Annotated in this window: 12 protein-coding genes; 9 read left to right on the top strand and 3 right to left on the bottom strand. The window is 45.2% G+C overall.

The genetic code is table 11. The features are described 5' to 3' along the window. Positions 1-62: 62 nt before the first annotated feature. Complete coding sequence (locus ADH67_RS12785; RefSeq protein ID WP_066595438.1) at positions 63-314, bottom strand: hypothetical protein; 252 nt, start codon at positions 312-314, stop codon at positions 63-65. A gap of 178 nt (positions 315-492) precedes the next feature. On the opposite strand from ADH67_RS12785, the gene ADH67_RS13205 reads away from it, so the two are divergent. The 6 genes from ADH67_RS13205 (at position 493) to ADH67_RS12755 (ending at position 5,603) form a co-directional block, all read left to right on the top strand. Then, on the top strand, positions 493-675 hold the full coding sequence (locus ADH67_RS13205) for a hypothetical protein (RefSeq protein WP_143597754.1): 183 nt from the start codon (positions 493-495) through the stop codon (positions 673-675). Positions 676-785: 110 nt separating this feature from the next. Beyond that, complete coding sequence (locus ADH67_RS12775; protein ID WP_066595436.1) at positions 786-1,940, top strand: 2-hydroxyacyl-CoA dehydratase subunit D; 1,155 nt, start codon at positions 786-788, stop codon at positions 1,938-1,940. A gap of 15 nt (positions 1,941-1,955) precedes the next feature. After that, positions 1,956-3,269, top strand: a complete 1,314-nt coding sequence (locus ADH67_RS12770) for a 2-hydroxyacyl-CoA dehydratase family protein (protein WP_066595435.1) — start codon at positions 1,956-1,958, stop codon at positions 3,267-3,269. A gap of 34 nt (positions 3,270-3,303) precedes the next feature. Continuing rightward, a complete protein-coding gene (locus tag ADH67_RS12765) occupies positions 3,304-4,113 on the top strand; it encodes an acyl-CoA dehydratase activase (RefSeq protein WP_066595434.1) in 810 nt (269 codons plus the stop codon). A gap of 1 nt (position 4,114) precedes the next feature. Continuing rightward, the gene (locus tag ADH67_RS12760; RefSeq protein ID WP_066595433.1) at positions 4,115-4,834 is read left to right on the top strand and encodes a hypothetical protein; all 720 of its coding nucleotides are present in this window, start codon (positions 4,115-4,117) and stop codon (positions 4,832-4,834) included. Further along, positions 4,827-5,603: an ATP-binding protein gene (locus tag ADH67_RS12755; protein WP_066595432.1), complete on the top strand. Its 777-nt coding sequence runs from the start codon at positions 4,827-4,829 to the stop codon at positions 5,601-5,603. Before ADH67_RS12760 ends, ADH67_RS12755 begins: the two co-directional genes overlap by 8 nt. A gap of 5 nt (positions 5,604-5,608) precedes the next feature. Here ADH67_RS12755 and ADH67_RS12750 read toward each other — a convergent pair whose 3' ends face one another. Beyond that, positions 5,609-6,367, bottom strand: a complete 759-nt coding sequence (locus ADH67_RS12750; RefSeq protein WP_066595430.1) for a Crp/Fnr family transcriptional regulator — start codon at positions 6,365-6,367, stop codon at positions 5,609-5,611. Positions 6,368-6,552: 185 nt separating this feature from the next. On the opposite strand from ADH67_RS12750, the gene ADH67_RS12745 reads away from it, so the two are divergent. Further along, positions 6,553-8,145, top strand: coding sequence for an AAA family ATPase (locus ADH67_RS12745; RefSeq protein ID WP_066595428.1), 1,593 nt, complete (start codon positions 6,553-6,555; stop codon positions 8,143-8,145). 120 nt (positions 8,146-8,265) lie between these two features. Here the strand turns inward: ADH67_RS12745 and ADH67_RS12740 are convergent, their stop codons facing one another. Then, complete coding sequence (locus ADH67_RS12740) at positions 8,266-9,777, bottom strand: FAD-dependent oxidoreductase (protein ID WP_066595426.1); 1,512 nt, start codon at positions 9,775-9,777, stop codon at positions 8,266-8,268. A gap of 349 nt (positions 9,778-10,126) precedes the next feature. Here ADH67_RS12740 and ADH67_RS12735 point away from each other — a divergent pair, with 349 nt between their 5' ends. Further along, entirely contained in the window at positions 10,127-11,293 is a 1,167-nt protein-coding gene (locus ADH67_RS12735) for an MFS transporter (protein ID WP_158212649.1), read from the top strand. 396 nt (positions 11,294-11,689) lie between these two features. After that, positions 11,690-12,856, top strand: a complete 1,167-nt coding sequence (locus tag ADH67_RS12730; RefSeq protein WP_066595424.1) for an MFS transporter — start codon at positions 11,690-11,692, stop codon at positions 12,854-12,856. Positions 12,857-13,028: the final 172 nt, after the last annotated feature.

Below are 13,028 nucleotides of genomic sequence, written 5' to 3'. Positions count from 1 at the left end.
GTACAATTTTTTCTAAAGGATCCTCGAATCTAAGCATATTTTTTGCAATTTCAATGGCCTTTTCAAGGCTCAGCTCCTTCCGCATTGAAATCGTTCATCAGCTCTCCGATAGGATCACTACCACGGTAAGTTCCGTTAACAAAAATGAATCTAGTTCCGTCATCAAAATCCGAATTGTCCTCCAAAAAGGTCCTTTTAACTTGGTAGGCAGGAAGTCCTTGATTTTTCAAGTCATACTCTAGAATAAAGATAACATGGGTATCCGGAAGTTTGTCAAAATCTTCTCCGCTTGTGAGATTAGTTGTACCTAGCAAAGAACTTTAATGCCGAGCTCCCTTGAAAGAGAACTCTGTCTGGCCTTTGCACTTCAAAATTAATTAACTTGGCTTTTGCATCTGAAGCGACAGCATTAAGACATGCATTTCGTTTTTCGACTGTAAGAACCCGTTCCTGCGTGATAACCGCTTTGATATTTACTTGTGGAATATCGAGTTGCTTGAGAATGCCGTTGATAACGGTTTCGATGACTTTTGGATTACCTCGAAAGTACAGTTCGAAAAAGCTGTAATCCATGAGGCGCGCATGTTGGGCGCACTCTGGTGCTTAAAGGATAAGCTGCCGACCTTAGCCCAGCAGGAGTTTATTCACGGCAAACGGGGGTTTTCCTGCGGATAAAAAAGTAGTGTTAGTCAGTTAACAGAGTTTTTCAGACGTGTGCTTTATATTGGATAGTAGCTTGTTAAAAGCTTACAAATCTAATTAGCCTCATCTCAAGGAGAGCGTCAATGCAAAATGTAGACAGACCTAAAGCTCTAAAGCCATTGATGGAAGCTGCCACGGCCTTAAATAATCCTATTCTTCAGAAAGCAAAAGGAAACGGCAAGAAAGTCGTCGGTTTTTTATATCAGGAAACTCCGCTTGAAATTATTACGGCTGCCGGTGCAGTTCCGTATTTCATTCGCGGAACAGGTTCCGACGGAACGGAATACGCTGATGCATTCTTCCGCAATTTAGCTTGTAATTATGTTCGTCATACTTACAACCAAATCTTGGATGACCAACTCGACTTCCTTGACGGAGCAGTCTTTTATAACAGCTGCGACCATGCTCGCCGTATTTATGATAACTGGCTGACCGTCCCCGGAAATCCTGTTTATCACTTTATCTATATTCCTAAGAAGCGCGGAGATCTCGCTAAGGCCTTCTATAGAGAAGAAATCGAAAAATACATCAAAGCTACCGAAGAAAAGTTCGGCGTCAAGATCACTGACGAGGACCTCAGAAAAGCCATCAAGCTTCATAATGAAACACGCCGCCTTCAGGCCGAACTTTATGAAATGCAAAAAGGCGATGAAGTCTACCTCAAAGGCTCTGAATTAATTGCCGTGATGATGGCCGGCATCTCCATGCCTTTGGAAGACTACAACGAATTGCTTAAGGAGCTTATTGCCGAACTTAAAGCACAAGGACCGCAGTACAAACCTGCTATTCGCCTCCTCTATACAGGCGGTCATGCTGACAGTCAGGAATTTTTTGAACTCTTGGAAAACCAAGGCGGACAAATTGTCGTAGATAACCTCGGTTTCGGCAGCCGTTCTTCCGCAGTCCTGATTGATGAAGAAAAGGCTCCGTTGGACGCCATCATCGATTATTACTTTGATGAAATGCCGGCCGCTACCCGTCAAATGCACACCCAAGACGAAAGACTTGACCAGCTTGGCAAGCTAGTTGAAGATTATAAAGTTGACGGGGTTATTTCCTCACGCATTTACATGTGCGATATGTGGGCTTTTGAGCAGTACCTCATGCGCGGATATTTGGCAGAAAAAGGTATCCCGGGTCTTGAATTAGAAGTCGATTATGTCCCGGATTCCCAAGGACAGATTAGAACTCGTGTTCAGGCCTTTGTTGAAAGTCTGAAATCTCAAAAGAACCTCTAATCCAGGAGAAGAATAATGGCTGATTTATCCCAATTAACCGGTGTCGAAAGAACCAAAGAATACAGAGACAGATTAGAAGGTGTGTTGAAGTTCTTCGAGTCTCTTCCGGAAGAACAAAGAAATCCGGTTCAGATCGCTGTGGTTCAGTTAATGAAAGATCACAACGAAAAAATGATTGACGCTTTCGAAAACAAGAAGCCTTTGATGTGCACTTGGTACGGCAACTGCCAGGAAATCCTCGCGGGTATGGGTGTGGTTTATTACAACCCCGTATTCGATTTGATGTTCCATCTTGGCTTGACTGATTATGCCGACGCTAAAGAATGCGACAAGTTCAATTTGGACGACAAGATGTGCTCTTTGGTTCGATATGCCGTCTATTCCATGGAAAACAGACTCCATCCGCGTCCCGATTGCTTCGTTGCTATGGCTGAACCGTGCGACGGACAACTGATGCTTCACCAGGCATTTGCCCGCTCTGAATTCTTGAAAGGCGTTCCTGTCTATACCATCGACCCAAGCTATGGTCATACAGATAAAGACTTCGAATATGTAGCCAAGCAGCTCAAAGAAATGATTGGCTTCATCGAGAAGAATACCGGCGCTAAGTATGACTTCGAAAAAGTCAAAGCAGTGGTTGAAGAAACCAATAAACAGTATGAAATTTGGAAAGAAGTCAACGAATACATGAAGGCATCTCCGGCTCCGATGCCGTCCTTTGTAATCGGCGACGTTTTCTGGGCGTTAACTCAGCATTTGCCGGCAGGCGATCCGAGAGCTACCGGTTTGATGGCAGCCGTTCGCGATGTTGCTAAGGCTAACGTCGAAAAAGGCGTGGGCCCGGTCATGAACGAAAAAATCAGATTGTTCTGGCCTGACTTGAATCCGCTCTGGGGCGAAAAACTCGGAAATTGGCTTGCCGAAGAATGGAATGCCGTTGTGGTTAACTCCTTCCAAGGTTTGAGTCCGTATACTCCGGTCGATACTTCTACGGAAGAATCTATGCTCTTCGGTTTGGCCCGCAGAAATGTCGCTGAAGTTCCGATGATTCGTCAGGGAAGAGGCTGGGTTGACGTTGTTGTTGACGATTTGACTCAGGCTATCCAGGACTACAACATTGATGCCGTGTTGTTCTCCGGACACATGGGACATAAGGATCAGGCTGGTATTAACCAGTTCATGAAGAAAGTTTGCAAAGACATGAAGGTTCCTCTTCTGACTTTGACTACAAGCTTGTTCGATGAACGCTTTACTCCGATCGAGAAAGTTAAGAACGATATTTCGAACTTCTTGAGTGCCAACGGCTTCGAGAAGAATGCCAAGAAATAATAAAGAAGATATCAAGAAATAAGAAAGGTGCGAAATGCTGTTTATAGGTTGTGACTTAGGCTCGACAACCGGCAAGGTTGTCATTATGGATGAATCTGAAAGGATTCTCGGGAGCTCCATCGTGCGTTCTTCCAGAGGCCCGAAAAAGACGATGGAACACGCTTTAGCAGAAGCCATACAGAAAGCCGGAATTAATGAAGTCGATCCGGCAACGGGTTTCCCGAAGGATGCCTACGTGGTAGCTACCGGCTACGGCCGAGGATCCGTTGAGAATATCAACGAAGAGATCTCTGAGATTTCCTGCCATGCCCGCGGAGCAACCTATTTGCGGCCGACAACTCGCACCATTATCGATATCGGCGGTCAGGACTGCAAAGTCATTTCTGTTGATGAAACAGGCCGAGTATTGGAATTCCAAATGAATGATAAGTGCTCGGCCGGTACCGGCAGATTCTTTGAAGTCATGGGCCGCGTGTTGGATTTAAGTTTGGAAGATTTGGCGGCAGAGGCTTTAAAGTCTGACAAACCTTGTGCTATTTCTAAGCAGTGCAGCGTATCTGCGGAATCGGAAGTTATCTCCTTGGTTAACAATGACGTTCCGCTGCCTGATATTGCTGCCGGCATCCATGAATCGATTGCCCGCCGAATTCACGGCATGGCCTATAAAGTCGGCATCGAGGAAGATGTGGTTCTAACCGGCGGCTGTGCACAGAATAAGGCGCTTCAAAAAGCTTTGGAAAAGAGACTGAAGATGAAGCTCGGCCATATGGACGGCGATCCTCAGCTTGCCGGAGCTTTAGGCGCAGCATTGTTTGCAAAAGAAAAAGCATTAAAGAAGGCATAGCATGGAAAGACGGAATGTTTGGGATTCGCTGCTGGCTCAAGCAAAAAAAGGCGGCTGCCCGATTACAAAAGAACAAGAAGCTTCTTTCTCAACACGATCTAACTTTGTGCTGAAAGGAAATACTGCCGTTGATTTGGGCGAGAATCCTGAACAGTCTTTCCTGACCTTTTCTGAGTCTCCGTCTGAATTTGACAGCGGGGTCTATCTGGTAGGAAAGGACGTCAATGAACTGGTCGGAAGTCAGCCTTTGGCCATGCAGCTTAATGTTGTCGGGTGCGAGGATAATGATGAACTGTTGTACCTCATCATTCAAAATCTGAAGAGAGAGCTTCAGATCAAGGATGTAATGGTTAAAGGCTCAGCAAACAAAATCTGGCTTCGGTTTTCCAAGAAAGCTTTAGAAGGCGGCCTAGACCTCTTTCAATTAGGCTCGGTACTTTTATTCCGGCTGCAAGAGGAATTTACTGAACTGTCATTAATCCAAATTCTGTTTGTAACGGAAACCGGACCTATCTTTGACACGGTACGGGTTGCCTCCGAAGAATGGAATAAGCAGCAGGAAGCCTTGAAGGCTGCAGTTTGGGATAAGCGCGGATTCAATTTCAAAGAGTGTCATGTACTTGGACATTGCGGAAAGTGCTCGGATAAAAAGCTTTGCGCCAATGTCCGTAAGGTCGAACGCATTCTTACCCTGAAGAGAAAAGAGAAAGGAAATGAGTGAGCAAAGAGTAATTGCAGTTTGCGGGAAGGGCGGCGTCGGTAAGACGGCATTCACTGCAATGCTGACAAAAGTGTTGATGGACGAAGTCCCGGGGAAACTGTTGGTGGTCGACGCTGATCCGGCTCTCGGTCTGAACTACGCTATCGGCCGAGAAAGTGAAGTAACTATCGGCTCTATCCGTGAAATGGTTCTGGAAAAAGCGGAAAAAGGCACTAAGAAAGATTTAGAAGAACTGGCTGACAGTGTAGAGTATTTGACTGCGCAGGCTTTAGATGAAAAAGAGAAGTTTTCTTTCTTGGCCATGGGCCGTATGAACACTATCGGATGTTTCTGCTCCGTTAACGATTTGCTCAAAGGAGCTATTGAAAATATCATGCACTCTTTCGATGTGGTGCTGATTGACGGCGAAGCCGGCCTAGAGCAAATCAACCGTCAGGTAATCGAGAAGATTGATACGCTGATATTGGTAACTGATACCTCTTTCAGAGGATTGCAGACCGTTCGTCATATCAAAAAGATGGTTGATGAAGGCTTGGTTCCGGCTTGCAAAAACTTAGGAGTCGTTTTTAACCGAGCCCAGTCCGATGTGACAAGCCTTAAGGAGTTTGCAGAGAAAGAACATATCAACGTGATCGGTTCAGTTCCGTACGATAAGCAAGTGGAAGAATTCGATCTTGCAGGCCGTCCTTTACTTGAACTTCCCGATAACAATAAAGCGGTTTTAGCAGTGAAAGATTGCTTGAAGTGTGCAGAAGAAGCCGTGAGCTAACTCTATCATTTCTTGTTGGAAATCTGTTTATTGAGGCTGGAAACAATCCGGCCTCCTAAATTATCTCCCTCTGTTTTTCTGTTTTCCCACCAGTCAAAGACATCGGAGAAAAGCGCTCCGTGAATTAGCAGGAATTTTCCGTCTTTCTTCACCAATCCTCGGTTTGCCCATTCACTTAGCTGTAAAGAGACAGACGTTCGGCTGGAGGAAATAATTTTGCTGAGCATTACGGTATTGAGCTGAACAGGAAGAGGATTCCAACCGTCGGGTTTGATTGGGTAATAGGCTTTGATTAAGGCCTGGAAAAGTGATATCAACCGCATATCTACTTCCATAGTGAAACAAGCAAGAAGTGCTTCAATCTGGCTTTCTTGTTTTTTGACTACGTGAGCAGTGAATATGTCCAAGATTTTGGTATTAGCCGTGATTTCTCGGTGCCAAATTTCGTAAGGCAGGAATAGTGCCTCACCGTCTTTAACGACGTAAGCGCTGACGTTGGCAACCGTGCAGGAGGCGCCGTCGATATCGCCCATACATCTTTTAGGAAGAATCAAGGAAAATACATGTTCCTTATCGTTCCAGTCCCAAAAGCGATAAAAACACAAACCTTTGAGTAGGTACCCGATTTCTCCGAACGGTCCGCCATGGAGGAGTTCTTGGCCTTTTTTGATTTTTCTCTTCTCGCCGTATTTGAAGAAGATTTCCTTTATTTCCGGAGGCTCCTCCGAGTGAATCCACTGTTGTCCGAATACGATTTGGCGCAAATCTACCCCCGACTAAAAAACACCGTCTGTTGATAACTATATAGCAATTTTCTGCGGTTCCCAAGTGTTTATAGGGTTTAGGAGGAACCGAATTTTTGGCTTTGGGCTCCGATAGGTCCAAGAAAAAGAACCGAGGAATGCGGCTTGTAAGTAGAATATAGAAAAGAAAAATTTTGGAATAGCAGATGACAGGACACGCTCTGAAAGACTTACCACTTGGAACCTCTGATTTCGCTGCTTTACGCATGTCAGACGAAATTTACGTAGATAAAACCAAAATGGTTTTTGCGTTGGCTTCCAAACGACGGAAATCTTTTCTTGCTCGCCCAAGGAGATTCGGAAAGTCCTTGCTAGTTTCAACTTTTGAGTCTCTGTTTAAGCATGGCCTAAGAGATTTTCACGGCTTGGATATCGAGCGGCTCTGGACAGATGACAAAACTTACAATGTGGTCAGGCTGGATTTTTCTGAGGTTAAGCCTCTATTCGGACTACAGAAATTTATGCATGGTTTGCGAGATCGTCTGATTGATAATTTTTCACCATTTGGTTTCGCTTACAAGCCCGATAACACCACAATATTCAGCCAGTTGTCTGCGTGGATGAAGACACAGCCAGTGAATTCTTTGGTCCTGCTAATCGATGAATACGATGCTCCTCTAACATCCTCCTTATCCGATCCGGAACTTTTCACCTCTGTCAGGAACGTACTATCCGAGTTTTATTCCATTTTGAAGTCCAATGATCAGATTTTGAGGTTTGTCTTTATTACCGGCATTACAAAATTCAATAAAACTAATATTTTTTCTGAGCTTAATAACTTGGATGATATTTCGTTAAGTCCGCGATTCGGAAGCTTGCTTGGCTATACCCGTGAGGAGCTCCTAGCATATTTTTCAGGCTATATAGATCAGGATTCCGATGCACTTTGCCTCTCACAAGAAAAACTTTTGGAGCAACTTACTAGTCAATATGATGGATTTTGTTTTGAAAGAACTGCCAAAAGCAAAGTTTTTGCCCCTTGGTCCTTGTTGAAATTCTTTTCTGAACCTGAAAGCGGCTTTTTGGACTACTGGTTCGAAAGCGGAGGTAAGCCATCCGTACTGTTGGGCTATTTGAAATCGCATACTCTTCGAAATCCGGAAGAATACGGCCGCGAAAAAACCGTTTCGTTGGCCTCTTTGGAAGGATCCTCGGACGTAGAAGGCTTGTCAGATCTTGGTCTTCTGACACAGGCAGGATATCTAACAATTAAGGCCATAAAGTATACAGACACGGTATACCTGGACTATCCAAACCAAGAAGTAAAACGCGCGATGGCTCAGCTGTACCTGGAACAACTTCTTCGCGGTAGAGTTGCAGGTCAAGTCGGAGCAGGGCCGATTGTGCGTGTGCTGAAAGAAGAGTCGCCGGAATCCGTCTTCCATATCCTTAATCGATTATTTTTGGCAGTCGACTATCATCGTTATCCGGTTAAGGACGAAGCTTCTTTGCGAGCTTATGTTCAGGTGTACTTTGCCGGTGCCGGCTTAAAACCAAAGATTGAGGACCACAATGCTCATGGCAGAAGCGATTTGGAAGTTCAAGCGAGTGATAGGTTGTGGATTTTTGAGTTCAAGGTAGTCAGAGACGAGCATGCCGCAGATGAAGAACTGAAGGAAGCTATAGATCAGGTGAGAGCTCGACACTACGGCGAGCAAGAAAACTATCTAGAACTAAAAAAGATTGTCCTGATATTCTCCATCAAAGAAAGACAATTTGTCCGCTGGGCGCAAGCATGAGCCGAGAGGAACGATAAGATGAAGGCTTATAGGTAACGTCAGCCTCTCATTTTTAAGCAAAAAACCGCAAAGTTCAGTGCCTCGCGGTTTTTAGTTCGACTATCAAATTCGTTAATCAGGCTACTTCATGTTTTCTGTGGCATGAAGTGCAGCGTGTCTGCCAGAGAAGGCTGCAAATCCAAAGGCGTGTCCAGAAGACCAAGTTGTGTATGTTGGTCCAACCATGTTGGAAACTTCTAATCCTGTGGCATAAAGACCTTTGATTGGTTTGTTATTCTTATCCAGAACTTGATGATTTCTGTTGGTGACAAGACCGCCGTAAGAGCTGAAATAGTAGGCTTTGAGCTTGATGGCATAGAGTTTCTTGGTGTTAAGCGGACGCATGTAGTTCTTCAGCTTAAAGAATTGACTATCATGCTGTACTTCACAACCTTTGTTGTAGGCGGAAACCGCGGCGGCTAGATTTGCTTCCGGAACGCCAATTTCTTTAGCCAATTGTTCAACGGAGTCAGCGGCTTTGAAGTTGTCGCTGTCGGCGGCCAAAGCTTCATCGATATCTTTCTGAAGGTTAGGAAGTTTTTTGCCAACCGGTGCTAATACGCCAATGCCTGAATCAATGCCTTTGTCCATCATGTATTTGACTTGAGAGTCATCAAAGATGCTCCAGGCATAATGGCCGTGCTGTGCATAAATGGCATTGGCCGCTTGGCTGAAAGAGAAGGCGACGTCTTCGTTGGCGAAACGGTTGCCGTCTGAGTTGACCCAAAGAGCTGAGGGCTGCCAAGAAGTAGTGTAGAGGTCGCTTAAGAACTTGATGCCTTTGCCTTCTGTTCCTAAATGGCCGACAAAGGATACCGGCCCCATCTGTGCGCCAGCATTCAAGGCCATTTGGATGCCGTCGCCGGTTTTGTTCATGTTGACCGAAGACTTCCAGCCTTCAGGATCTCTATGGGCCCATTCAGCGATTTTCTTAGGATCGTCACCAAAACCACCGGAGGCTAAGATAACTGCCTTGGCTTGAATGATGTATGTATCGCCTTTCTTGTTGGCAGCTTTGGCGCCAATGACGTCTCCTTTGTCGTTCTGAATGAGTTCTGTAGCGGGAGTGCTTGTCTTGGTATCAACGCCAAGTTTGTCTGCGCTGTCTTTTAATCCTTTGATGAGTCCGGCGCCATGATTTGTACCTTTGTAGTCGCTTATGACATGCCATGTAGCTTCTTCCCAAGGCGTCATTCTGACGACTTCGAATTTGATGCCGTGATCGGTAAGCCAAGCGATGTTTTCACCGGAGCCTTCTACATAATCTTTGGTTTTTGGTCCGTCAATAACGTAGAAGTGCTTTTCCATCAAGGTTTTGAATGCTTCTTCCTGTGTCAAGGTGTCGCTTCTGAGACGATTTAGTTCGGATTCGACGGCAAAAAGACCTTCAGCGAATTGAGAACTGCCGCCAACCATAGGATTCTTTTCAAGCAGGATGACTTTCTTTCCTTTTTCAGCACTTTGCACGGCAGCAGTTAAACCTGCGGAACCAGCTCCGATGACAAGTACATCAGTGTTGAGCTTATATTCGGCAGCATTTGCAAAAGCCATGAGACAAGAGGAAACGGCACAGACCAAGATTGTTTTATCCATATCGACTCCTTGTGATTGAGGTTTTAGACCAATAGTAAATCCTCGGGCTTTGTGCAAATGTTCAATGTTTAACGCAGAATATCTCCTCCCCAAATTTTGTTCAACGGTTAACGCTAGATGAGTAGATCCGTTTCGTTCAAGCAAAAAATAACCTTATTGCGCACAAAAATGAATAAGGCGCAAGAAGAATATGGTGTTGAGGAAGAAACAAACTGGGAGGCTTGCCCCAACGTTTGCGGCTTATATGCAACATATTGAATTTAAAAAATTTCTAAAGTTGACTATTCATTTTTTACATGTTCTAATGCGCCTGCCTGAGGACGTATTCCTCGTTTTCGATGGTGTTTCAATGACTGAACAATTAAGAAATCGGCTGAGCTGCATGGCTTTTTTCTTTATTGCCGGCGGTACATATTCAGCCATTATGGCGTATATGCCTTCAATCAAGGTGCATACTCAAACAACCAATGCACAAATCGGAACGGCTCTATTTTTCTTCGGAGTCTTTTCTTTGATTTCCCTGCTCATGAGCAAAAAGATTCTGGAAAAACTCGAATCAGCTTTGGTTATCTTCCTCTGCACAGTTTGGATTTCTCTCTGCATTTGTGCCATTGCCTTTGCATCAAGCCCACTGCAGTTATATATGTGTTTCGGCGCGATTGGTCTTGGCGTAGGCTTGATAGATGCGGCTGTCAATATGCAGGGGATTTTGTTTGAACAAAGACATAATCAGCAGGCTCTTAATCTGTTTCATGCCTTGTACAGCGGCGGAAGTCTTGTTCTATCCATTATTGCCGCTATTGCGGCTTCTGCCGCACTCAAAGCGGAAGTGTTTTTCCCTTGTGTCGCGGGGCTATTTGTTGCGATTGGGATCTTTTCAAAACCGGGCCTTCTCGCTGATCACAAAAAAGCTGAAGACAAGGAAGCGAAGCCTGCGTCTGAACGCAAAATTCCGTTCTTTGTAATTGTTTGCGGCCTGTTGACGCTATTGGCATATTCTTCTGAAGGCTCTGTAGCAGAATGGGGCCCCCTTTATATTGTTGAAGAAAAAGATGCTCCTATAGCACTTGGCGCACTGGTTTACGGAGTTTTTTCTGCAATGAGTTTTATAGGGAGATTGTTTGCCGATCCGATCAGAAAAAAGGTTGGCTCTTTTGTACCAATTAGAATAGGGTTGGTGGTTGGCCTTTGTGGAATGCTTACGGTTCTTTTCGCACAATCGGCTTATCTTTGTTTGTTCGGCTATGCATTGATGGGAATCGGTTTGGCACCGGTAGTTCCGACGTTATTCAGTTTGGCTGGTTCCGTTCCGGGAATCTCTCCTCAGCGGGCCAGTTCTACCGTTGCATTTCTTGCTTACGGCGGTTTGCTTTCCGTCCCCCCGTGCATTGGATATTTGGCGCACATTAGCTCGCTGCGCTCCGCGCTTTTCCTTGTGGTCGCTTTTCTACTTATTATTTGTGCGGCCTCTTTGGTTCTCCGAAGACTTTTTGTGAATTCCGGCGGCAAAGCGTAGTCGAAGGCTCACACAATCAATCGCATGATTGCTAGAAAAAAATACCGCAGGTGGCCGGAGCCATCTGCGGTTAAGTGTCTATTCTTTACGAATGGACAATCCCCATTAACTAACTACCCACGAGGCTGGCCTCGATCAAGGAGTTGAATCAAGATTGATTCAGTAAGTAGAACTATACATTAATTGAAAATCATTATCAATTAGATTGCTGTAAGTGTTTTCCCTAGTTCTAATTTTTTGTGGATCTGGATATCGTAATTTCCTTCTGTGCATCCGGAGTTGAAATCTAAACCGTTGCCTGCTGGTTTTGTCTGAGTCCCTATACCCGGCAGCATATTTTTCCCACACTCTAATGCGCCAGCCGGATGGCCCGTTCCTTGTTTTTATGGTGTCTTGATGACTGAACAATTGAAAACTCGGCTGAGCTGCATGGCTTTTTTCTTTATTGCCGGCGGCGTTTATTCAGCCATAATGGCGTATATGCCCGTAATCAAGGAGCATACACAAGCAACCAATGCACAAATCGGAACTGCTTTCTTTTTCTTTGGCGTTTTTTCGTTGATCGCTTTGTTCGTGAGCAAAAATATCTTGGAAAAAATTGAGTCGGCTTTGGTGATCTTCTTTTGCACACTATGGATGTCCATGGGCATTTGTGCTATTGCCTTTGCATCGAGTCCTGTTCAGTTATATATGTGCTTCGGCGCCATGGGTCTTGGAGTGGGTGTGTTCGATGCGGCGATCAATGTCCAAGGAATTTTGTTTGAGCAGCGTCATAAACAGCAGGCACTTAATTTTTTCCACGCTTTGTGCAGTGGCGGTGGCCTTGCACTGTCTATCATCGCCGCACTTGCTGCTTCCACGGCACTAAAACCGGAAGTGTTCTTCCCGTGTCTCGCGGCATTATTTGTTGGGATTGGAGTCCTTTCAAAACCGGGCCTTCTAGCGGATGACAAAAAAGCGGACGAGGAGAAAGCGGGCTCAGAAGCAGAGCACAAAATTCCGCTCATTGTGATCGTATGCGGATTGCTGACGCTGTTGGCGGATGCTTCGGAAGGCTCAATAGCGGAATGGGGAGCGCTTTATCTTGTCGAAGAAAAAGATGCTCCTAATGCTCTTGGTGCATTGGTTTATGGCGTTTTTTCTGCAATGAGCTTTGTCGGCAGATTAGCGGCAGATCCCATCAGAGAAAAGGTAGGCTCTTTCGTGCCTATCGGGATAGGTTTGTTGTTGGGCCTTTTCGGAATGCTTACGGTTCTTTTTGCGGAATCAGCGTATTTATGTTTGTTTGGTTATGGAGTGATGGGTATTGGTTTGGAGCCTGTGGTTCCGACGTTATTTAGCTTAGCTGGTTCAGTTCCCGGAATTTCTCCTCAACAGGCTAGCTCAACCGTTGCTTTCCTTGCTTACGGAGGTTTACTGTTCGTGCCTCCATGCATCGGATATTTGGCACAGATGAGCTCACTGCACTCTGCACTTTTCCTTGTAGTCGTTTTTTTACTTGTTGTTTTCACAGCATCTTTGTTTCTCCGAAGGCTTTTTGTAAAGTCCGACGGAAAAGCATAGTAAAGGTTGTTTGTCCACAATTTCACAGAATCTACGATTGTTGGCGAAATCGAGTAGGGCCGGTTATTACCCGTCCCTCTCACACCACCTGGCATGCCGTTCGGCACCAAGGCGGTTCCAGTAAACATCCCTACGTTCCAGATGCGGTTCGCAGGGCCTTTTCTAAACTGTA

The organism is Turicimonas muris, assembly GCF_002221595.1.
Lineage (GTDB): Bacteria > Pseudomonadota > Gammaproteobacteria > Burkholderiales > Burkholderiaceae_F > Turicimonas > Turicimonas muris.
This window is presented reverse-complemented; position numbering and strand designations above follow the sequence as displayed.

Coding starts and splice junctions, on each gene's coding strand:
- ADH67_RS12760 (WP_066595433.1), top strand. CDS start 4,115: ATGGAAAGACGGAATGTTTGGGATTCGCTGCTGGCTCAAGCAAAAAAA.
- ADH67_RS12745 (WP_066595428.1), top strand. CDS start 6,553: ATGACAGGACACGCTCTGAAAGACTTACCACTTGGAACCTCTGATTTC.
- ADH67_RS12740 (WP_066595426.1), bottom strand. CDS start 9,777: ATGGATAAAACAATCTTGGTCTGTGCCGTTTCCTCTTGTCTCATGGCT.
- ADH67_RS12755 (WP_066595432.1), top strand. CDS start 4,827: ATGAGTGAGCAAAGAGTAATTGCAGTTTGCGGGAAGGGCGGCGTCGGT.
- ADH67_RS12730 (WP_066595424.1), top strand. CDS start 11,690: ATGACTGAACAATTGAAAACTCGGCTGAGCTGCATGGCTTTTTTCTTT.
- ADH67_RS12775 (WP_066595436.1), top strand. CDS start 786: ATGCAAAATGTAGACAGACCTAAAGCTCTAAAGCCATTGATGGAAGCT.
- ADH67_RS12735 (WP_158212649.1), top strand. CDS start 10,127: ATGACTGAACAATTAAGAAATCGGCTGAGCTGCATGGCTTTTTTCTTT.
- ADH67_RS12770 (WP_066595435.1), top strand. CDS start 1,956: ATGGCTGATTTATCCCAATTAACCGGTGTCGAAAGAACCAAAGAATAC.
- ADH67_RS12765 (WP_066595434.1), top strand. CDS start 3,304: ATGCTGTTTATAGGTTGTGACTTAGGCTCGACAACCGGCAAGGTTGTC.